16 protein-coding genes and 1 tRNA gene are annotated in these 21,865 nt (G+C 43.4%); 3 read left to right on the top strand and 14 right to left on the bottom strand.

Features of this window, described 5'->3' with window-relative positions; translation table 11 throughout:
- Window positions 1-78: 78 nt before the first annotated feature.
- A complete protein-coding gene (locus VIM89_RS10715; protein ID WP_488156143.1) occupies window positions 79-987 on the top strand; it encodes a metallophosphoesterase family protein in 909 nt (302 codons plus the stop codon).
- Here VIM89_RS10715 and VIM89_RS10710 read toward each other — a convergent pair whose 3' ends face one another.
- The 10 genes from VIM89_RS10710 to VIM89_RS10665 form a co-directional block, all read right to left on the bottom strand.
- Window positions 988-2,115, bottom strand: a complete 1,128-nt coding sequence (locus VIM89_RS10710) for an alpha-hydroxy acid oxidase (protein ID WP_488156142.1) — start codon at window positions 2,113-2,115, stop codon at window positions 988-990.
- A gap of 350 nt (window positions 2,116-2,465) precedes the next feature.
- The gene (locus VIM89_RS10705) at window positions 2,466-3,884 is read right to left on the bottom strand and encodes a DNA/RNA non-specific endonuclease (RefSeq protein WP_488156141.1); all 1,419 of its coding nucleotides are present in this window, start codon (window positions 3,882-3,884) and stop codon (window positions 2,466-2,468) included.
- Window positions 3,885-4,180: 296 nt separating this feature from the next.
- A tRNA-Pro gene (locus VIM89_RS10700) sits at window positions 4,181-4,254 on the bottom strand.
- Window positions 4,255-4,711: 457 nt separating this feature from the next.
- Window positions 4,712-5,272: an REP-associated tyrosine transposase gene (locus tag VIM89_RS10695; RefSeq protein ID WP_488156140.1), complete on the bottom strand. Its 561-nt coding sequence runs from the start codon at window positions 5,270-5,272 to the stop codon at window positions 4,712-4,714.
- Window positions 5,273-5,414: 142 nt separating this feature from the next.
- Window positions 5,415-6,110 (bottom strand): suppressor of fused domain protein, encoded by a 696-nt coding sequence (locus VIM89_RS10690; RefSeq protein WP_488156139.1) that lies wholly within the window; start codon window positions 6,108-6,110, stop codon window positions 5,415-5,417.
- Window positions 6,111-6,113: 3 nt separating this feature from the next.
- Entirely contained in the window at window positions 6,114-6,488 is a 375-nt protein-coding gene (locus tag VIM89_RS10685; protein ID WP_488156138.1) for a hypothetical protein, read from the bottom strand.
- A gap of 4 nt (window positions 6,489-6,492) precedes the next feature.
- Window positions 6,493-6,774 carry a transposase gene (locus tag VIM89_RS10680; RefSeq protein ID WP_488156137.1) on the bottom strand — a complete coding sequence of 94 codons (282 nt, stop codon included), beginning with the start codon at window positions 6,772-6,774 and terminating at the stop codon, window positions 6,493-6,495.
- 120 nt (window positions 6,775-6,894) lie between these two features.
- The gene (locus tag VIM89_RS10675; RefSeq protein ID WP_488156136.1) at window positions 6,895-7,317 is read right to left on the bottom strand and encodes a hypothetical protein; all 423 of its coding nucleotides are present in this window, start codon (window positions 7,315-7,317) and stop codon (window positions 6,895-6,897) included.
- Window positions 7,318-7,324: 7 nt separating this feature from the next.
- Window positions 7,325-7,843, bottom strand: a complete 519-nt coding sequence (locus VIM89_RS10670) for a hypothetical protein (RefSeq protein WP_488156135.1) — start codon at window positions 7,841-7,843, stop codon at window positions 7,325-7,327.
- Window positions 7,844-7,998: 155 nt separating this feature from the next.
- Window positions 7,999-9,960 carry an RHS repeat-associated core domain-containing protein gene (locus VIM89_RS10665; protein ID WP_488156134.1) on the bottom strand — a complete coding sequence of 654 codons (1,962 nt, stop codon included), beginning with the start codon at window positions 9,958-9,960 and terminating at the stop codon, window positions 7,999-8,001.
- A gap of 304 nt (window positions 9,961-10,264) precedes the next feature.
- Here VIM89_RS10665 and VIM89_RS10660 point away from each other — a divergent pair, with 304 nt between their 5' ends.
- A complete protein-coding gene (locus VIM89_RS10660) occupies window positions 10,265-10,636 on the top strand; it encodes a helix-turn-helix domain-containing protein (protein ID WP_488156133.1) in 372 nt (123 codons plus the stop codon).
- 37 nt (window positions 10,637-10,673) lie between these two features.
- Here the strand turns inward: VIM89_RS10660 and VIM89_RS10655 are convergent, their stop codons facing one another.
- The 3 genes from VIM89_RS10655 to VIM89_RS10645 all read right to left on the bottom strand — a co-directional run bounded on the left by VIM89_RS10655 (window position 10,674) and on the right by VIM89_RS10645 (window position 19,444).
- Window positions 10,674-11,018 (bottom strand): immunity protein Imm33 domain-containing protein, encoded by a 345-nt coding sequence (locus VIM89_RS10655; protein WP_488156132.1) that lies wholly within the window; start codon window positions 11,016-11,018, stop codon window positions 10,674-10,676.
- Window positions 11,008-15,663 (bottom strand): DUF6443 domain-containing protein, encoded by a 4,656-nt coding sequence (locus VIM89_RS10650; protein ID WP_488156131.1) that lies wholly within the window; start codon window positions 15,661-15,663, stop codon window positions 11,008-11,010. The genes VIM89_RS10655 and VIM89_RS10650 overlap by 11 nt, the downstream gene beginning before the upstream one ends.
- 67 nt (window positions 15,664-15,730) lie before the next feature.
- A complete protein-coding gene (locus VIM89_RS10645) occupies window positions 15,731-19,444 on the bottom strand; it encodes an RHS repeat domain-containing protein (RefSeq protein ID WP_488156130.1) in 3,714 nt (1,237 codons plus the stop codon).
- 404 nt (window positions 19,445-19,848) lie between these two features.
- On the opposite strand from VIM89_RS10645, the gene VIM89_RS10640 reads away from it, so the two are divergent.
- Window positions 19,849-20,502 carry a PAS domain S-box protein gene (locus VIM89_RS10640; protein WP_488156129.1) on the top strand — a complete coding sequence of 218 codons (654 nt, stop codon included), beginning with the start codon at window positions 19,849-19,851 and terminating at the stop codon, window positions 20,500-20,502.
- Here VIM89_RS10640 and VIM89_RS10635 read toward each other — a convergent pair.
- Entirely contained in the window at window positions 20,499-21,689 is a 1,191-nt protein-coding gene (locus VIM89_RS10635) for an alpha-hydroxy acid oxidase (protein ID WP_488156128.1), read from the bottom strand. The genes VIM89_RS10640 and VIM89_RS10635 overlap by 4 nt on opposite strands.
- Window positions 21,690-21,865: the final 176 nt, after the last annotated feature.

Here is a 21,865-nt window from a genome sequence, read left to right as displayed (position 1 = left end):
GAATATACTAATACGATATTTAATTCTTTAGCTTATAAACCATGAACATAATTTATGTTATCCGCGTTATTGATCAACATGAGTAAAATTATTTGCGCACTCATTCTTAGCCTCCTGGCCTGCGCGGCTTTCTCACAGGAAAAGCGCCCGGTAATTGCATTTACAAGCGACACGCAGGAACCAATGTGGGTGGAAAAGATCTTGCTCAAGTCAAATCATAATCAGCAGGCGACCAAAATGATCTTTAAGGATGTGCTGAGCCTGCATCCTTCCGGATTTTTCATTTTAGGTGATGTGGTTTCCGTAGGTTACCGGGTTAGCAAATGGACCGCGATTGATGAATACCTGAAGGAGTTTTCGCACGACACTATACCGGTTTATGCCACACTCGGCAACCATGAAGTATTGTTCAGGCCGAAAAGAGGCGTCAAAAACTTTCAAACCAGGTTCCCGATGTATAAAGCATCGGGATACACGGAGATTATTGACTCCACAGCGATCATTTTGCTAAATTCAAACTTCAACAAAATGACCGCTGCCGAGATACTAGCACAGGATAATTGGTATAATAAGATGATCAAGAAACTGGACAAAGACGATTCCGTTAAGTTTATCATTGTCGGTTGTCACCATTCGCCCTATACAAACAGCAAGATCGTAAAGCCATCTATGGCAGTCCGGCAGAACTTTCTTCCTGCCTTTATCAACTCTAAAAAATGCGTGCTTTTTATCTCAGGGCATTCACATAATTACGAGCATTTTGTAGAGAACGGCAAACACTTCCTGGTTATTGGCGGAGGCGGTGGTCTTCATCAACCGCTTTATACCAAAGAACTCAGCCACGATCTTGCTGCCACCTACAAGCCTGCATTTCATTACCTGGTCATCCGGCGGTTTAATGATAGTTTGCAAGTGGTATCCCGCAGGTTGAAGACCGATTTTTCGGGGTTTGAAAACGGTGTCTCTTTTGTGGTACGGCAAAAGTGATCAATCCTTTTTTACCAGGTGATTTTTTAAATCGCTCACCTTTACACAGGCAATTTGTTCCATTACCTGCTTTAACTGGATCGTCAGGCTGCGGATCATATGGTTCGCGCCTTCAGCTCCGAGTGCTGCTACGGCATACATAAAATTCCGGCCTAAAAAAGTAAACTCTGCTCCCGAAGCCAGCGTCCGGGCTATATCCGGACCGCTTCTCAGCCCGCTATCCATCATGATCTTGATCTTACCCTCGTATTTCTTTACGATCGGTCCCAGCGTGGCGATAGATGACTGGCCGGCATCCAATTGTCTGCCCCCGTGATTGGAAACAATAATGCCATCAGCTCCCAGTTTAATGGCGGTCTCGGTATCTTCCTCACATGAAACTCCTTTAATAACCAATTTGCCCTTCCACATATCCCTTATTTCAGATATTTTTCTTTCATCCAGCTTATGATCAAAATGAAACTGCCGGTTGGCAGGGTCTTCAAAGGGCTTCATAATGGAAAATGATGGTTTGCCGTGATACAGGGTTCTAAGTACCCACTCTGGCCTAGCCATCATCTGAAGGATATTTCTGACCGACATTTCGGGCGGCATATCAAAACCATTACGTATATCCCATGACTTATATGCTTTAGTCGGCATATCTATTATCAATACCAAAACCGGGCACCCGGCAGCGTCAACTTTTTTTATCAGTTTATCGCGTAACTCGGCCCCCTTGGGATGGTATAACTGAAACCATGCCCCGCCTGCCAACTCATTCAACCGCTCAACCGTTGCTGTTGTTAACGTGCTGATCAAAAAAGGAATATTGTGCTCTCCAGCAGCCCTGGCCATTATTTCAGGTGCATTGGGCCACATAAATCCCTGTAAACCCATCGGTGCAATACCAAACGGCGCATTGTACGTGTGACCAAATAGCTCGGTTTTTAAATCCGCTTCCTTATGTTCTGTGATATAAATTGGTTTTAATTCTACGTCACGAACATCTTTTGAGTTTTTATACAGGTTGATATTTTCATTGCAGCCGCCTTCCAGGTATTCAAAGATGAATTTAGGTATTTTAGATTTTGCCCGTTTCCTGAGCTCTTCCGTAGGAATGTAATCGTTTTTGTAAGATGTCTTCATACTATTATTTTGGCGTTACGTTGCGTGATTTGAAAAATAGATGTATGATCGGATGCAGGGGAAACCGAAAAGTAATCCTTAGTCAACCAGGTAGATATGACCACGTTATAAAAATATAAAAACCAAGGTACTAACCCAAAGATTTTGGATTTTTTCTGAATTTTTGTTTAAACATATAAATTGCTGTTTTCCTTGGTCCTTAATTCATAGATTTAACAAAAGAACAAGCCCTCAGTTTTAATACTAAGGGCTTGTTCTTTTGCCTGCTTAAATGACCGTTTTCCAAAACATTTTTATCGGATTTGAAAGTTTACCTACAGTTTGCTTTGATTGCTAAACTGTTATGCGGCTTACTGTCCGGCATCTTTTTCGCTTTCCAATGTGCTTCGCAATTGGCTGTTCAAAGCTGTAAGCAAATTATAGCCGGTGGCTGTTTCAATGTCTTTTACTGTGGTGATGTATTTGGTCCAGTCCGGTGATACATCATCTGTGTTCGGTGTATTGATCGCGATAACGCGGGTGGATGAGGTGATGCGGCTAATATCATTATCGCCAACCGGTAATAATACCACCACCTTCCAAACATTGGTAGGCACGGTTACGTGGCCGCCATCGATAGTTTCCTTGTTGCCGTAGCTGCCCATTATAATGTAAGCTTCCATGTTGTTGTTTTGCACAAAGCTGCGTACATACTCCTCAAAAGCGCCCCATGTACCACCGTTATTAGCTGATGTTTGCGGGATCATATTTGTCATCAGAAAAGTTGAGCTGTTGGCATCGGTACTGCTGGTACGGTCGGCGCTCGGGCAGTTATGGCCACGGTTATATTCAGTGCCGCTGAAGGCGCCGGAGCTTACCTGGAACCAGCCTGCAGGCATACCGGCCCATTCAGCAAAATTATCCAGCCTGTCTGTATTGCCCAGGTTTGACTGATCAAGGTGCCATGCCGTCCAGTTTGGTGTGCCGCGCGTTGATGAGTATGATTCTATATAATAATGCTGATCGATAAGGTAATTATCCTTGTTGCTCACATCAGTTGTCGCGTTTGATGGATTGCCCAATAACAGGTTCGAGTTGTCTCCGCTTGAGGGGGGAGCATCGGTACCTACTGTTACGTTACGGCTGCTATTATCGCCGGTACTGCCGGTACCAGTGCTGCCGGTACCGGTTGAAGTTGTAGTATCAATCTTGATACCTGAATTTCCTGTGCCTTTAAAAACTATATTGTCAAGGTTAATACGGGTAGTGCCTGTTTTAACAATGCGGATAGCCACCGGTACTGCCGACTTTACAGCAAAAGAATCAACACGGAAAGTTTTGGAGTTATCCGTAACCGGACTGCCAACTGTAGTAAAAGTTGTTCCGTCGGTACTGGTTTGAAATTGCCAGGTAGACGCGCCATCGTTTCCATAAGTAGCAGAAGAAACGTATACCATTGTTAACCCGTTCACTTTAAAATTGGTAGTGATGTTACCCGTGCGAAGGCGAATAGACCATGTGTCGATACGGGTGTCAGAACCGGTGTTGCCGATCAGTGCGTCATCCAGGGACCAGCTTCCGGTTTTAAGGGCGACGTTTGCAATGGCATAAGCACCTTTGGTGCCCTTCTCAAAGTCTTCTGTAACTTGATAGAGGCTGTCTTGTGTTGGTGTTTTTCCTGGTGTCGTACCGCCACCGGCAGGCACTATAGGACTGTCATCTTTTTTTGAACATGCGGCCAATAGAATAGTCAGGCCCACTAATACGTGTTTTAGTTTTAATTTATTCATGAATTAAGTTATTTAACCGGGCGAATAGACGGCTCAGATGTAAATTAACTGTTAAGAAAATATTTCTTTACCTAATTCTATAAGTTTGTTACATAACCGCTGTTCTCGGCCTAGCATGATTTTGAGGTGATCCTATCGGGACACGATATCATAAAAAAAGTCCTTAACCTTTCGATCAAAGACTTTCTAACGAGTCGGGATGGCGGGATTCGAACCCACGACCTTCCCGATCCTATCGGGACGCGATTCCACAAAAAAAGTCTTCAACCTTTCGATTAAAGACTTTCTAAAAAATGTCGGGATGGCGGGATTCGAACCCACGACCTCCAGCACCCCATGCTGGCGCGATACCGGGCTACGCTACATCCCGAACTTTTTCAGAACTACAAATATATCACTCATGTAGTTTTCTAACCCTACTCCTCGACCTTCCCGACCAAGTCGGGACGCGATACCGGGCTACGCTACATCCCGTAATTTTTCAAAATTACAAACACATCACCTATGTAGTTTCTTAACCCGTTCTCCGACCTTCCCGACATCTGTCGGGACGCGATACCGGGCTACGCTACATCCCGTGGGGTTACAAATATAATGTATCGGCTATTAAACGTAAAGGATAAGATGTAAAGAAGTGCCTCTGCCCGGTCCTATGCGTTCACATCCATACGAACACCTGTCAATCAGAATTTTACATTTTAATACCCGATGGAAGGTTAGTGCCGTCGCTTCGTGATTTAATGTATACTCCCCAAATCCTGGCGCAAGTATCCGGGCTGGAAAAGCGGGTTAGGGTACTTGTGCCTCTCCTTTCGGACCGGTAAGTTTCAAGCTACCAGAGGATCAACCAATAATATATCTATGAACCCCGACAACCCGTAATAATCCCGTGCATTGCTATACAAATAATCTTCAGGTTTCTCGACAAAACCAGCCTCTACCGGATTAGAATGAATATAATCCAGTTTTTGGTGTAATACTTTATTGTCATAAAGCGCTATCGGATGATTATCCTGTTGCCATAATTGAAAACTTTGGTTATTGCTGTTTTTTCGCCCAGCCCGCTCCATCATCCAAAGCAACCATTCTCTGCGGCTTTCTTGAGGGTTTGACTTTATAGCTTCTTTTAATCTTTCAGAAGTATGTCTTTTCATATCGCGCATAATATCTTCCAGCTTATTTTGGTTGCTTCCAATTATCATATGAATATGGCTGGTCATTATACACCAGCCATATACTTCTAAGCCTTTGTTTAGCTGGCAATGTTTCCAGCTATCTAGCATGATCTGCTTGTACTCGTTCCTGATAAAAAGGTCTATCCAGTTAATAACAGCAAAGCTTACAAAATAAAGCTTGTCCTGATCCCCGAATTTATATTTCCTGCTCATGCCGCATCAAAGTACAGCAAAAAATCATTGCTGCAAAACCAAATTTGGGTATTAAGATAGGCACAAGTAGCGTTTGCCCGCCTGCCTATGCCTCATACTTGCGCCAGGTTGGGGGGGGTAATACACTATCAACATTGATCTATTAAACAACACTTTCTCTTTGCGGGTTAACGTAATTGAATTGAGTTTCATCAAATCTCTCTTCCAATGTTTCCAATCCAAATTGCTTTTTAAATTCTAACTCGGCTTCTGTTATCGGAATAAGCCAGTAACAATGGACTATCTTCAACCCTTCTTTACTGGGATTAAATATTTCTAAATCTGGGCCATCTAGATATGGTAAAGATATCAAACCATACGAGCATGTTGAAGAATCTTGCCAAGACCGACCAAAATTGACTGTATGCCCCAAATCAAGATTATCATCAACGTTGTGATAATAACTTACCGATGTTAATAATTCTAAGATACTATCATCTTGTATGGATGAAAAAACGTGTAATTCAATAGGGCGAATATGGGTAAATGTAGACATACCACATGTGCTATATGTCCACATGTTTCTATTTAAACTTGGTTCAAATTCTAGAATTGAAAAGTCGCTAGATAAACCCTTCATTGGACCTCTATCCCAAGTTCTTTCCCTAAACTTCTTGCCCCAGATATTTGAGTAATGTTTTATCAGTAAATCTTTGTAAAGTTGGTTCTTATTATAAGCCATGTTTTTTCTTTTGCTCCTTTGAGTATTGAGACGCTTTTCCTCCTTGTGAATCGGATTCTTTTTTTGTTTGTTTTCGGTGTCTAGATCGATCTTTGGCGCTTGCCCTTCTTTCCTCATCTGTCATTTGATAACCAGGCTTTTCACCAGTTTTTTATCGCCTTCATAATATCTTTTAACTAATTCAGGATCATGATCTACCACTTCACCGGGCTTGGCTTCCAACTGCTTTCTGTCAGCTTTAGTTGGCGTGTTCCCGTAATGCTTTTTTCTATCATATGGTTCAAGCGGCTTATCACTACCATGACTACCAAAGATTGCATGATACAATAGGACTGTACCTGCCGCTGTAGTTGTAGCAACAACGGTTGCCGCTGCCGCCGGGATTGCAAAAATCTCACCGACACCCGTTGGGGCTGCAGCAGCTATCATATATCCTCCGGCTACCAGTCCTCCACCAGCAATTGCCTCTGCTGTTCTACAGCCATCACACTGCATTCCATCAGGGTTTTATAGCTTCTTTTAACTTTTCGGAAGTATGCCTTTTCATATCACGCATAATATCCTCCAGCTTATTTTGGTTGCTTCCGATTATCATATGAATATGGCTGGTCATTATACACCAGCCATATACTTCTAAGCCTTTGTTTAGCTGGCAATGTTTCCAGCTATCCAGCATGATTTGCTTGTATTCATTCCTGATGAAAAGGTCTATCCAGTTAATAACAGCAAAGCTTACAAAGTAAAGCTTGTCCTGATCCCCGAATTTATATTTCCAGCTCATGCCGCATCAAAGTACAGCAAAAAATCATTAGTCCAAAACAACATTTGGGTACTAAGATGGGCACAAGTAGCTTTTGCCCGCTTGCCCCTTCTTCATACTTGCGCCAGAGTTGGGGCTTATCTATTCGTTATATTCATACTCAGCATTGTTTAAAACTTCCTTCTCTACCTTTTTTTGAACGGAACGAACTGGATCCTCTGGAACGTCATATTTTTTAAACAGAATCACTAAAGCATCAAAAAGGTTATTTAAATATTCATTCAAATAACTACTTGATTCGTTTATTTTCTTATAAGGCAACCATAATCCATAGTTTATTGTCTTGTTTCTCTTGTCATATTCTGGCCCTCTTACCTCCAATTTGCTAGTACCAATTGAAGTAGATATAACGAGTCTCATGAACGTATAAGGGTCTCTTTCTTCTAGCCCAAAAGGCATCATAATGTCTTCGACCATAATTTGTCTGATTAATTTACGTACCTTAAAGGACACTCTAAATTCGATGCCAGGTTCATTGAACCAACTTCCTATTGCTAATACCATTTATTATCTAATTAATCCCTGGATGATTCTGATTCCCAGGAGGGTTCTTGCCATTCTTATTTTTATACTCTTGGATCTTCTGTGTTTCAACCTTCTTTATTTCTTTAGTAGTAATATTTTTATCCTGATGTAATATTTTACCTTGAATATCAGCGAGAGGGTTTTCCTTTTGTAGTTTATTTAGTTGCGATTGTAATCGTTTGGGTTCGCCGGTGGTCTTGCTTGTTTTAGTCATATCAGCTTTCCCATATTTGTAAAGTTCACCGTCGACCTTAATATCATACACTCCTTGATGACCAGTATAATCATTAGAGTTTTTGTGAGTGCTGTTATCAAGTATCGGCTCAGGCTCTTTTAAAGTTGGCTCTTTCATACCTGAGCTAGGCTCCCTTTCTCCTTCACCATCAATTGGTGCTAAGTTGACAGTAGCCACGACAACGCGGGTTACTTTCTGAGTCGTAGATACATTCTTATCTCCAAGATGCTCAATCGAACGAACAAGGTCTCTTACACCAATTCCATCCAAAATACTGACAGCTGCGTCGTGAATTAAAGCTTTCGTATAGTCTTGATTCCTATCGGCCTGATTAGAATATCGTAGGAAATCATTCTCATCATCATCTGGAACATCGCAAGGTGGGCAGTTGCCGTCAGGGTCTGTTCTTGTAATAGGGTTATTGCCTACATATGCATAAGGCGAAAGATCAATCTGATCAGGATGTCAGGATGCTCGGCATAGGCATCCACCACATTCCACCTCCCTATCACCGGATCATAGAACCTTGCGCCATAATCGTATTCCCCGAGCTCCTCCTGCAGCTCTTTTTTATTGTAAAGGTATTCATTCTTCGGATAATTGGTGAGGCTGTTGATCTCCATGCCAAACGGGTAATAGTCGTCTGTTTGGTAGGTAACTGCTGTTCCGGTTTTGGTGCCAAAGGTTACACGGGTATTACCCAGGTTGTCGCCTAAATAGTATTCGTATTCAAAACCACCTGTTGAGGCCTGGTATACTGCTTTACCTTCTTCGGTCTGTATAAAGTTTAAGGCCGGTGTGGTCGCTCCGTCATATTGTATACCGGTTATGTAGTCGGTCGTGTTGCTTAAGCCGGTGCTTATCCGTCTTAGTTTGTTTCCGGCTGCGTCATAGGTATAGGTTAGCGTACTGGTTGTGGTGATGCCTGTATGGGCCACTACCGTTTGTGGAAGGTTCAGCAGGTTGTAGTTATACGTTTTGTCCCGTAGATTATTCGCAGTATTGGTATTGGCCTGCGTGAGCATATTGCCGTTACCATCATAAGTGTATTTGGTAAGCCCTCCAAGCATACCCACTGTACTGGTTGTATTCAACTCGTTAATACTCTGCACCTGGTTGGTATAGTTGCTGTTCGCATCAAGGTAGCTATAGACCAGTTGATCTGTATTGACATACGTCGTCGGCCCTACACCCCTATTGAACGCCGTTATGTTGCCATTTAGGTCGTATATCGGATATTCATTATTGTTGCTTGTCGAACTCCCTGCAATCAACCGGTTCAGCCCGTCATAGGCGTATGCATAATGCGAGTTCAGGCTACCCGGAGTGCCCCAGTACTGATACATGATGTTGCCATTCCATGCTTTGTTGCCTGTACTCGTGTTATAATACAGGTTCATGGCGAACAGCGGTGCGCTGCTGCTCAGCAGCCAGCCCCTTTCGTTATAGGTATAAGCGATGTTCTGCAAAAAGTTCAGGCTGTCGGTGCTATGCAGGTGTTTGGTCAGTATCTGCCCTACTTCGTTATAATCTATCTGGCTTACCAGTGTATTGCCCGTAGGCAGATTACCGCTATAGGTCAGTTGTTCCCAGGTTTTTAGCTTTCTTCCCATGTGATCATAAATATAAGTGTTCGTTGCTATCAGCATAGGAATGGCTGCGCTGCCGGTGGTAAAGTGCTGGCGTGTTACACTTGTTGGCGCATTGGTGAAGTTATAAGTCGTAGTTACGGCGTCGTAATTGTTCACGTTAGCGGTACCACCGTAATGCTCTGCATAGCTTTTTACAGTTCTGCCTAACTCGTCATAATAATTGACCTCCCAAAGCATGTCTGCCGGGGTATTGAGTACCGCTGTTTTCTTACCTGTCAGAAGTCCTTTGGTCATCGTGCTGGAATTACCTGGTGCGGTATAATTTGTTGGTGCTCCTGTTACATTACTAAAGTTGTAATCATCATAGTAGTTGATGGTCAGTACCGTACTGGGCCCCGGGTAACTGTTCATCAGGTACCCTGTACTCGTATTGGTATAATCCCGTATATCCCACTGGCTGTAGGTATAAACATTCGTCTTCTGTATATCAGCCGTTGCACTGCTGTTTAACAAGCCCGTCATTGTTACCCGGCCGAAGGCATCGTATTTGGTGACGGACCACTGATTATTTGCCCGTTGGACTGAGTCCCGTGTCAGTACGGGCTGGTCCAGCTTATTGTAAACGATATATTCCCAGCCTTTGCCCGGCAGTTTCTTTTGCGTCAGTCGTCCCCGTTCGTCATAACGGTACTGGTAGCACAGGTTATTCAGTGTGGTTTGGCTGATGGTCGTTCCAGCATCTGCTCCAGACATCGGCGGCAACACAAATGCCAGCTTATCGAAGTCGTCATACACATAATAGGTAGATAATACCTGCAGCGAAGTGGTATAATGAATTTAGAGAAGCTTTTGTTTACTTTTTGGGCACCCGGGCGGGCTTTACATTCATACGCCTGCAAGGCATTAGGCGCGAGCCTGTATCCATTTCAATCCCTGGTGCGGGTTTTTGCATTTGCAACAACAACAACTTTGATACACGGCATAAAGGTTCAGGCATTTAGATGATGTTTAAACTACAAAAAATAAGCGGATGATATCTTAGTACCATCCACTTCGTTCTTATCTTTATTTAGCTGTTTTTAATTGGTTCTGATTATCAATGTTTTATCTAATCAACAACAACTTTGATACATTACCATATTTCCTGCTCATGCCGCATCAAAGTACAGCAAAAAATCGTTGCTGCAAAATAAGCACAAGAAGCTTTTCACACACTGCCCTGCCCCTCATTCTTGCGCCAGAGTTAGGGGAAGCTACGCCCTCAATTGAGATCGCAGGCAAGCTGGCTGAAGCTTTAAAAGTGTCATTGGACTATCTCGTACTTGGTAAGTCCGATCCGACTGTGGATCACGCTTTATTGGACAAACTCCTCACCATCCAACAACTTCCTGAAGAAGATCGTGAGCACATCCTATACTCTATAGATGGCCTTATCCAACATGCTAAGACCAGACAGGCTTATAAAAAGTAAAAGTCCAGCTTTGGACTGGGCTTGGTATTGTGATTAATTAATCAACATCAAGTAAGGAAGCATCCTTCCAAACGTCCTCATAATTCGGCGCGATAAGGAATCTCCATCCAGGTGCCAACGCTAGATACTTTAAAATTTCTGGGCACCATTCGTTAAGATGTTCGACGTGTAGCGGCACAAAGAAATCAGGATCGGATGAATACTCTCCGGCCCATATATACCAACCCGTTGTATCGCCTTCTAGTGGATGCCTCAAACCATTTATTGGCCAAACTCCATCTTTAACGTTCCTAGACACGCCTACTTTCATAAATGCTGGTGACTCATAAAACGGTGAGCCATATTGCTCACATACTATTTTCTGTTCTTTACTATAATCCATTTGCTCTCTTTTGTTTCTTAGAATATTTGCTCATTTCAGCGCCTTGTTTAGCTGAGCAGGTAGGACATTGAGGTTGCACAGAATTTACGTCATGCATCTTTTTCTTGTCTATCTTACCTGTTTCGTAATGCTCCTGAACGAGTGGCTTTTTATGATCTGCTATTCTTTTCCCTCCTGTTGCTCCACAAGTTGCACAGGGCTTATCTTGTACAGAAGCTCTTTGTTCAGGAGTGGTGGCATTGTTTGGTCTTTTGTAAGCAACATCTATTTTAGGCTCTTCTAGTTTTATTTTTGGCCCCTGCCCTGTCCTTTCTCCTTCACCATCAATTGGCATTACATTTACAGCAGCAACTACAACGCGCGTTACTTTCTGCGTGGTGGAAACGTTTTTATCTCCAAGATGTTCAACCGCACGAACAAGGTCTCTTACGCCAATAACATCCAAAATACCGACACTCGCATCGTGGATTATAGCTTTTGTATAATCTTGATTCTTATCAGCCTGGTTAGAATATCGTAGAAAATCATTCTCTTCATCTGGAACTTCACAAGGCGGGCAATTGCCATCAGGGTCTGTTCTGGTTATCGGATTATTCCCAACATATGCATAAGGCGAAAGGTCAATCTGATCTGGATGCTCTGCATAAGCATCCACTACATTCCATCTCCCTATCACCGGATCATAAAACCTTGCGCCGTAATCGTATTGCCCAAGCTCCTCCTGCAGCTCTTTTTTATTGTAAAGGTATTCATTCTTGGGATAATTGGTGTAGCTGTTCACCTCCATCCCAAACGGGTAATAGTCGTCTGTTTGGTACACGGCCGCTGTTCCGGTCTTGGTGCCGAAGGTTACACGGGTGTTGCCCAGGTTGTCGCCTAAATAGTATTCATATTCAAAGCCGCCTGTTGAAGCCTGGTATACTGCTTTGCCTTCCTCGGTCTGTATAAAATTAAGGGCTGGCGTGGTTGTTCCGTCATATTGTATACCTGTAATGTAATCAGTCGTATTGCTCAGGCCGGTGCTGGTTCGTCTTAGTTTATTTCCTGCAGCGTCATAGGTATAGGTTAACGTACTGGTTGTGGTAATGCCTGTATGGGCCACTACCGTCTGTGGCAGGTTTAGCAGGTTATAGGTAAACGTTTTGTTCTGCTGATTATTGGTACCGTTATTTTGGATCAGCATATTGCCATTACCGTCATAGGTATAGCTGGTGGTACCGCTCACTAAACCTGTGTTGCTAGTATTAGCATCTGCTATGCTTTGCACCTGGTTGGTCGGGTTGCCGCTTAGGGTGTAATTGTAGGTCAGCTGGTCAAAAGCTGCATACGTTGTGCCTGTTCCCCTGTTCAATGCTATGATGTTACCATGCTGGTCATATGCCGGGTATTCATTGTTATTGGCTGTGGAACTGCCCGCAATCAGCCTGTTCAGCTTGTCATAGGCATAAGCATAATGTGAATTCTGGTTGCCCTGCGTACCCCAGTACTGGTACATGATGTTGCCGTTCCACATTTTATTGCCTGCACTGGTATTGTAGTATAACGACATGGCAAACAATGGCGAAATACTACCCAGCATCCAGCCCCGCTCATTATAGCTATAGGATATGTTTTGCAAAAAGCTCACGCTATCTGTGCTGTGCAGGTGCTTGGTCATTACCTGGCCTATTTCATTATAATCCGCCTGGCTTATTAAGGTGTTGCCTGTAGGCAGATAGCTGCCATAGGTTAGCTGCTCCCAGGTTTTTACCTTTCTGCCCATATGATCATACATATAGGTATTGGTTGCAGTCAGCAATGGTACCGTCGTACTTCCCGTGGTAAAGTGCTGGCGGGTAGTTGCTGTTGCCACATTGGTGAAGTTGTAACTGGTGCTGATAGCATCATAATTGCCGGTGTTGGCTGTTCCGCCCAAATAATGCTGCGCGTAGCTTTTTATCGCCCTGCCCAGGTCATCGTAGTAGGTTACACTCCAAAGTTGGTCGGTTGGGGTGTTTAATACTGCTGTCTTTTTTGCTACAGCAAGACCTCTGGTTTGCACGCTGGCTCCGGTAGGCGAACTGTAAGTTGCAGGTAAACCGGGAATATTCGCATAGCTGTCATAATAGTTCAGGTCCAGTGTTGCCGCCAAAGCGGTGGTTGGCCAGGCCACATTGGTATAGCCATTACCTGTTGCTACCGGCGACTCCCAAAGGTTGGTGATTATACCAGTCAGCGTACCCTGCAATGACGAACGGCTGAGCGATGCATTCCATATTCCCGTTTCTATCGCCCTGCCTATACCATCATATTTAGTAATTATCCAGTTATTTGCTGCGCGCTGCAAACTATCCTGTGTCGCCACCGGCTGATCGATGTAGTTATACACCGTATATTCCCAGCCTTTGCCCGGCAGTTTCTTTTGCGTCAGTCGTCCCCGTTCGTCATAACGGTACTGGTAACACAGGTTATTCAGTGTAGTTTGGCTGATGGTTGTTCCAGCATCTGCTCCAGACATCGGCGGTAACACAAATGCCAGTTTATCGAAGTCATCATACACATAATAAGTAGACAATACCTGCAACGAAGTGGTATAATTATATTGCCTCTTTAATAAAACATGCCCTTCAATATCTTTATACTCTTCTGTGGTACCGGCACGTTTGCTTGTCCAGTTTTCATCTTCTGTTACAGTAACCGTGATGGTATTTGCCGGATAAAATCCGTTAGCAACTAAGCTGCGGCTGCCGTCGGCATTGATAGTCGCATTATACCAGGCTACCTGCCGGCCGTTAACTGAGTCAGCCGAAAAAGCGTAGGAGTTATTTAGTGTGTATACCATTTTCACCGTATGCCCGGTAGTACTGTTGGGTACAGGCTGCCATGGGGTTCCCGGCGCACCCTGCTCTGTCACCCGGTTAAGGGATGATGGCTCAAATATGGTTTGCGAGTAAGGATTAGGGTTCACAACAATCCCATTATTTTGCTGGTTACCGCTTGTGCCTGTTCCTGTCGGATTATAAAAGCTAAACACGCCTGTACCGGCTGTCAGCGCATCGGTTTTATAACTGCCATCACTGCCGGCTGAACCTGTTACCGCATAAGGCAAATATTTTACCGAGTCCCTTCCCTGGCTGTCATATATAAAGGGCTGAACCACATCCCTTCCATTAGGCGAGCCTTTTACCTGTACAGTTTGTAGGGGTCTGTCCAGCCCATCCAAATACTGTATCGATGCCTGTACCCGGGTTTTGTCGGTGCTGGCATTCACGACTGCAGTTGAAGTTGTTAATCCCGACACGCGCGGCACATACGTCATGATATAGTTCATGTTCTGGCTTGGGGCAACTGAAGCGGCATTGACCGCAAAGGTCAACGTAGCAGTACCGCTTCCACTCAGGTTATAGGCTGTGATAGTATAGGTAGTTGACGGAGAAGATGAAATAGCCGCTCCGCTGATCACACCCGTTGTAGTATTGAAATTCAATCCTACAGGTAAAGCCGGGCTGATTGTATATGGGGTGCTTAATACCTTACGAATGGTCTCATTGGTGAAATCACTTACGTACAGACTGCCTGATTTGTCAATTGCAATACCGTATGGATTGTTGAATGTAGTGGTACTACCTGCTGCATTATTTGATCCGGCTACGGTGGTTCCCGACAATGTAGTTACGACACCCAAAGGCGAGATTACACGGATGCAGTTATTATTATAGTCAGGAACATAAATATTACCCGCTGGATCAATCGCGATTCCAGCAGGATAGCTAAACTGAGCTGCACCTCCTGTACCATTGCTATACCCTGCTGTAAGCTGGCCCGCCAGGGTTGAAACTGTGGCATTCGGCGTGATCTTGCGGATCATATTATTTGCCTTATCCACTACAATAAGATTCCCCTGCGGATCAAAAGCCAGGGTCTGCGGCCCGTTAAATTGTGCTAATGCTCCCTGGGCATCGTTATAACCGGCCGTTGTCTGCCCCGCAACAAGCGAAACCGTGCCATCAGGGGTGATCTTTCTGATCATCCGGTTACCATAATCGGCTACATACACATTCCCTAAGGCATCTGCCGCTACTCCTGTAGGATTGTTGAATTGTGCCGTACCGGATGGGCCGTTTACATAACCCTTTGTACCACTCCCTGCTAACGTGCTCACTATTCCGGACGGTGTTATTTTACGGATCATATTATTAAAATAATCCGCCACATACATGTTCCCTGCTCTATCAAAACAAAGCCCAAAGGGTCCGTTGAAAGTTGCCTGAGCCGCAAGGCCGTTATTAGCCCCGGCCCCACCTGTACCGGCAAAAGTTGTTACAACACCCGCCGGGGTGATCTTCCTGATTTTATAGTTTCCTTCATCGGTAACGTAGATATTACCAACCGAATCCACCGCCATGCCTATCGGGTTGCTGAATCTGGCTGTGCCGCCAGAACCATCCTGTGAGCCTGCAAGTCCCACCGAACCAGCGAGCAAGGCAGTTTGCCCATTTACTGCAACTGCCCCGCCGGAATTTGTTGGAGCGATTGGTGTGATCGTGGTTCCCGCTACTATTGTCTGCGTGTTTGTATAACTAATACCAGGGACCTGGGCGTAACCTTTTATCGCCGCAAGTAATAGTATAAGTGATAACAGGTAGTTCCTGTATTGTCTTTTCATTATGTTAAGGTTTAAATGTTTTGTACCAGGTAATTGATTCCTTAATCCGGCCATAGCCATCACATCACTACCTGGTATTGGTATAGTTATACTGATATTGCTTCACCACATTCTGATTCTGATCAAGCACCTGGATCAATCTGCCAACATTATCATACACATAATATGTGATATCATTCTTCGTATCGCACTTACTCGCCATACCAACAAGCGGAATGTAGGTATAGGTGCTCATCTGTGCGGTTGAAGGGTACAGTCTTACTTCATCTATCGATCCTGTACCGCCAATTGTAACCGAACTTGCGCCTGTAACGCTGTATTCATGATATATCCATCCGTTTTTAGCATTTCCCGTCGCCACGTTAGTAACTGTTCCGCCAGTCACTGTAATGGCCGCTCCTGATTTAGACCAGAAAGAAACCACGTACTTATTCGATGAGCTCAACCCGCTTCTTGTTAAAGTGTTGGTCCCCGAAATAGAATAGCATGATGCACCCATAGGCGCTGTCGCATCGGTGGTAATTCCCGCATAATTGAATGTCCAGTTGCCCCAGCTTGCGCCCGAGTTGCGCAACTGTTCAAAATTAGTATAGGCTACACTAACGCTATCCGCATTGATCACCTCAGCTATCGGATACGTATAGTTGTACGGCGCATTTAAGTTATTATAGCCCCATATATACGTATGCACGGCATCCCCTATCTTTTTCTCCTGGATAATATTACCATATGAATCATACTTATCAAACGATACCACTGGTTGATAATGACTATCGATAGGACCAGTCGTGCTCATACGAAAATTCGGAATTCCTGTCACGGACCTCATCTCATAGACCGAGTCGCGATATGGTCCGTTTAACTTGTAAGTGGAATAAACAGCTTTAACTGTCCTGAGGTTCGAGCCATCCGGGTTCGATTTCTGAGTAACTTCTTCTATTGGATAGGTGGTTATCCCGGCTGTGATCAGGTTAGCTACCCCGGTACTTCCGAATGGATTATACTGGTATGGATAAGTCACTGTTTGAATAATCTTCTCGTTCTTACTGTTGGTAGACTGGATTTGGGTAATTTGGTAAGTCGAGGAATCGATCTGGTAATTATTGATAGTCTGCAAATATTTACTCTGGTCGTTCTGATCATATACCCGTGTAGTATCCGTTGATACATAATTATAACCCGTATTAACGTAATAAGTAGTTTCCAGAGCCCTGCCCAATTCTAATGCCCCCGGATTAGTAAAATAGGAATTGTAGGCACTATAACTATAAGGCTTGGGATTAAAGCCAACCTTTATACCGAAGTTGCTGATGTTAAACTTAATAAATGAGTAATCATTTACCTTTTCGGTGACTTTTGCAAAATTACCCGAACCGGTGTTTTTCCATGTAGTTTGTTTAAGTAACAGGCCCCTGTAAGCATCATAGTCTTCCGGAGGTGCAAAAGGGAACACCCCATCTCCGCCTGAGTCCGGATAGGATTGGGCATTCGTATAAAAATATTCATTTTTCCCGTTTTCGCCATTTGCACCTAAAAACTCCTCGACGTGAGAGTAACCGACAACCGACCCTTTCGTTGTGGTCAGCGGATAATTAGAGGTGCTGGTCCGTGTAAAATATGAATCGATCCATGATCCTATCGGGCCGATCGTCCCATTCTCCTGCGACTCAATGTCCAGGTTATAGCTGTAAACCGGCTGGTAAGTTAACCATCCGCTGGAATAAGTAGTCCCCGGCTGAAAATACTGGTAGGTTTTAACATTGACCGGATTCGTATTGATTCCGTCGTAATCGTCAATCTCCCGGATGCGTACGCCGCTCGCTATATAATTGTTTTTCATTGCCTGGATTTCGGCAGGGGTATAACCATCGTAAGTCACCGATACTTGATATTTGATATAATTTGGACCGTTATTGGGATTCCCTTGATCCGTGTTATCATTTACCCGGATAACATAAAATCCAGGAGGAAGACTAATTACTGCACCAGGGGTAGGAAAAGAGTAAATAACATGCGTAAAATTATTTACCGAATCACAAATCATTGCCTCTATCTTATCAACCGGACTTGGCGGCGAGGCTGGCGGATTAGCTGATCCGAGGCCATAAGCAGCTACGTTAACTGCCACAGGCGTATTGTCGACATTGCTAATCGAGAATGCCAGAGCAGGCTTGTCAATATAATTACCTGTACCATTATAGTAAGAACTCACGGGATCATTAGAGATACCATACATATAGTGAGTTTTTGGATAGCGATTAGAAGTCGCGCCGAGGTTTTTATTACTTTCCGTATTAGCTTCAAATGTAAACGTTGTTGAACCTCCGGTAGGATAAGTTATACTTTTAAGCATACCTGCCAGAATTGAGCTCTCGTCCGGCGTCCTGTTAGCCCCGGGCAATGATATTGCACTCGTACCATCTCCCAGGCTGGAGGCCGGTACCAATACCGAATTGGTTTTACCATTGTAATATCCCCACCAATCCTGTGCATACAAGGTTGATACATTAGGTGACCAGGAATCTGCCAAATAAGAAAAACTATACTTCTCTTTCCTATAGCTACCGGTCCCGTCGATCGGGTCAAGCTGCCCTACCAATGAATCCAATCGCAAACGTTTATTCGTCGTGTTCAGGTAATAGAATTTGTATAGCTTTGAAAAATTACCTGAGGTAATAGCAACAGTGTCAATGGTTTTGGCGCCGTTTGACTTGTCAAACCCATTGATATCATAGCGGAAGTTGTTTGCAAAAATCTGTAAGCTTCCGTTTTCAAAACTAATTTTATTCAATTTTACAGATGTGAATACATTGGTCACCGATGGCGTTGTATTGTCTACCGGAACATTAGATGGGGTATTGGATCCATCGCCGGTACCTCCCGTTGCTGCAGTAAAATAATAAAGTGTTTGCTGCGCGGAAGTTGAGAAATTGTAAGATTCTGGCGTATAGGTCAAATCGATCTCATGCATCGAAGGACTAACGATCTTGTACAAGTACCAGGAAATGGCATGACGGACATTGCTGCCTGAAGAATTCGAGAATTCGATCGCATTGTCGGTGCCGAAATAATAGGTGACACCATCTGGTGTTTTTGCTGTGAAAGATTGTATATAGGTGGTTTGTCCGCCGAAAACATAGAAAGTGAAAGTGATATTTTGCAACGGAAGCATTGTGATCTGTCCCGAAGAATTCATAACAAACTGCCCGGAGTAGCCACAAAAATTAAAATTATAGATATCAGGTTCAGAGTCCAGTGTCCCGTCGGCAGTCGCATTCAAATAATAATCTAATTGGCCCTGTTGTGTACTGCTTAACGTTGTCCAGTGACCAATCATGCTATTAATCTGTGTAGCACTGGGTTGGTTCAAAAAACCATTGAGTTCTTCATCTGGCTTTCCTCTGATTGTTCGTGTAATAACACCGCCTGCATTCAAAGACCATCCAAGTCCTACTGAAGAAGCCATTTCCTCGACCTTATTACCCCCGGAATGATAACTTAAGGAAACGGGCATATTCAAATCGCCACTTTTAATCGTATATAATGGAATAGATATATTTGGCACACCGGTATAAAGACTGACCGGTATATTGCCATATTTACCCAATGAGGCGGCATCGGGAGATGCCGGAGCGGGATTAGAAATAACTGTCCCTTCATCAGGCAATGGTGAACCTGGTTGTGATGCCTGGGCGGTTTGGGCACTTTTTTCAACTGTTTGTGCAAAGAGTCGGGCGGAAAAAAGTACAAATAATAAGATGTAGATTTTACGTATATACATGTGATAAGGTAAAATTGGGTGATGTAATATCGTCGTGAAACGAAATGTTTTCTCTAGTATAAAAGCCAGATATCTACGTTATATTCAGGTCAGTACTATTCTGCCTCAACGTAGTCGAATATCTAATTGCTGATATTTTTAAAAATTGTGTGAAGACCGTCTACAGGGTCGTTTTGTTGGTTCATATTTGTGATTTAGTTTTGGTAAGGATTAAAGAACCAAAGGTGAGAGATTATAATTTATCTTCCAAATAAAATTTAACTCTACGTTAATGAGTTTATTTCGAATCAGAGAAATTGCTTTTTAAACGATTATACATCATTCTAATTAACAATATTTATCATTGAGTAAAACAATTTGCCTTTTTGATTGTTTAATAATTAAAATTGCACGCTTTTTCTTAAATGAACCGTAATAATACTATTATAATAACCGGGCTGATTCTTATCGCAGCCTTTGGCTGGGCTATACTTGCTAACCGTACAATCAACTCTCTTGCAGACGATTTTGAACCGGAACACATCAATCTGTTTCGCATACTAAATAGCAGTCTTGTAGTAACACTTGTATTCACAACAATGTATATGCTTATCAGAAAGCAGCGAAAACGCTTAAAGGCTGCAGGTGAACACTATGGGCGGCTTTTTGAGAACATTCCTGCGCCCATGTTTATATATGATGCTGACACTTTCAAATTCCTGGCGACCAATAAGGCTGCCGAATTGCAATATGGTTATACCAAAGAGGAATTCCTGGCGCTTACTCCTGCCAATATGCGTGTAAAGGGTGAATTAAAATCACTGCATGATGTTAATGAGCAATTCACAACAAAAAATTTTCAATCTGCCTGCTGGCTGCACGAGGATAAGTTTGGCAACTCGTTTTATGTTTGTGTTTACACTTGCGATACCGTGTTTAACAGGAAGCCTGCCAAACAAGCAATGATCATCAATATTGATGAAAAGGTGAAAGCAGAATTGGCACTAAAAGAAAAGCAGCCCGAACCGGAAAATATAAAGTCTGAGATCAAAAATACTCCGATCCCGCATTTTGCTTAAGCGGAAAGGTCATTTATGACCAGCTCTGACTGAATCTGCCTAACAGCATGTTGCACCGGTTGATAAACAGGTTTCATTAAATGATTCTTCAAATCACCTACTGAAGTGCAGGAAATCTGTTCCATTACCTGTTTCAACTGAATTTTCAGGCATTCGATGATATGATCAGCGCCTTCATCCCCAAGTGCTGCAACCGCATACATAAAATTCCGGCCCATAAAAGTGAACTCCGCACCGGTGGCCAGGGTCCTTGCAATGTCCGGTCCGCTCCGCAATCCGCTATCCATCATGATCTTGATTTGGTCATGATAATTTTCTACGATAGGACCAAGCGTTTTTATCGATGATGGGCCCGCATCCAGTTGTCGTCCGCCATGATTAGAAACAATAATGCCGTCTGCACCCAGCCGGATAGCCGCCTCTGCATCTTCTTCCGAAGCTATTCCTTTGATGACCAATTTCCCTTTCCATCTATCCCTTATGGCCGCTATTTTTTCCCCGGTCAATTGATTATCAAAGTTGAGATGGTTATTTAAACTCTTCAGATAAGGCTCCATAATAGCAAATTTTGGCTGGCCATATTTCAAGGTCTTAAGCAGCCACTCTGGTCTGGCCAAAATTTGGAGTATATTTTTAAGGCTCATTTTGAGCGGTAGGCCCAGGCCGTTACGCATATCGCAAGGCCTGTAAGCATTGGTTGGCATGTCGCTTATTAATACAAGTACCGGGCAACCTGCGTCTTCAACCCGTTTTAAAATTTTATCGCGCAGATCGGTTTCTTTGGGGTGATATAACTGAAACCAGGCACGACCCTCCGTAAGCTCCGATAGTCTTTCGATGGTACTTGTTGTCAACGTACTTATTACAAACGGGATATTATGCTTTAACGATGCCCTGGCTAATATCTCGGGAGAATTCGGCCACATCAATCCCTGCAGTCCCACTGGAGAAATACCGAACGGCAGGTCATAAGTATGACCAAATAGTTCTGTTTTTAAATCTGCTTCTTTATGGTCTGTAATATAATACGGTCTCAATTCAATATTTCTGATATCGCGCGTATTCCTGTCAACGGCAATATTATCATTACAGCCGCCGCTTAGATATTCAAATACGAAATTGGGAATTCTGGATTTTGCTTTTTTTATAAGATCATCTACCGAGGGATACTTGTATACGTTGCTCATAAATTCAGGGCACTTTGTTGGTTTCTTTAAGGTTAAATACAAGCAGGCTCGACTATTGTTTAGCGAAAATTAATTAAGCAGAGTGAAAGGTCAGGTATGTTAGTAATTGATTATTAACACAAACCTATCAGATACAAATATAATATTATCTAAGAATCACGCAAATCTGTGCTTTC

Origin of the sequence: Mucilaginibacter sp. (assembly GCF_036568825.1) — a bacterium.
In the GTDB taxonomy this organism is placed as follows: Bacteria; Bacteroidota; Bacteroidia; order Sphingobacteriales; family Sphingobacteriaceae; genus Mucilaginibacter.
Note: the sequence above shows the minus strand (reverse complement) of the source record. Positions and strands in the feature narration are given on the sequence as shown.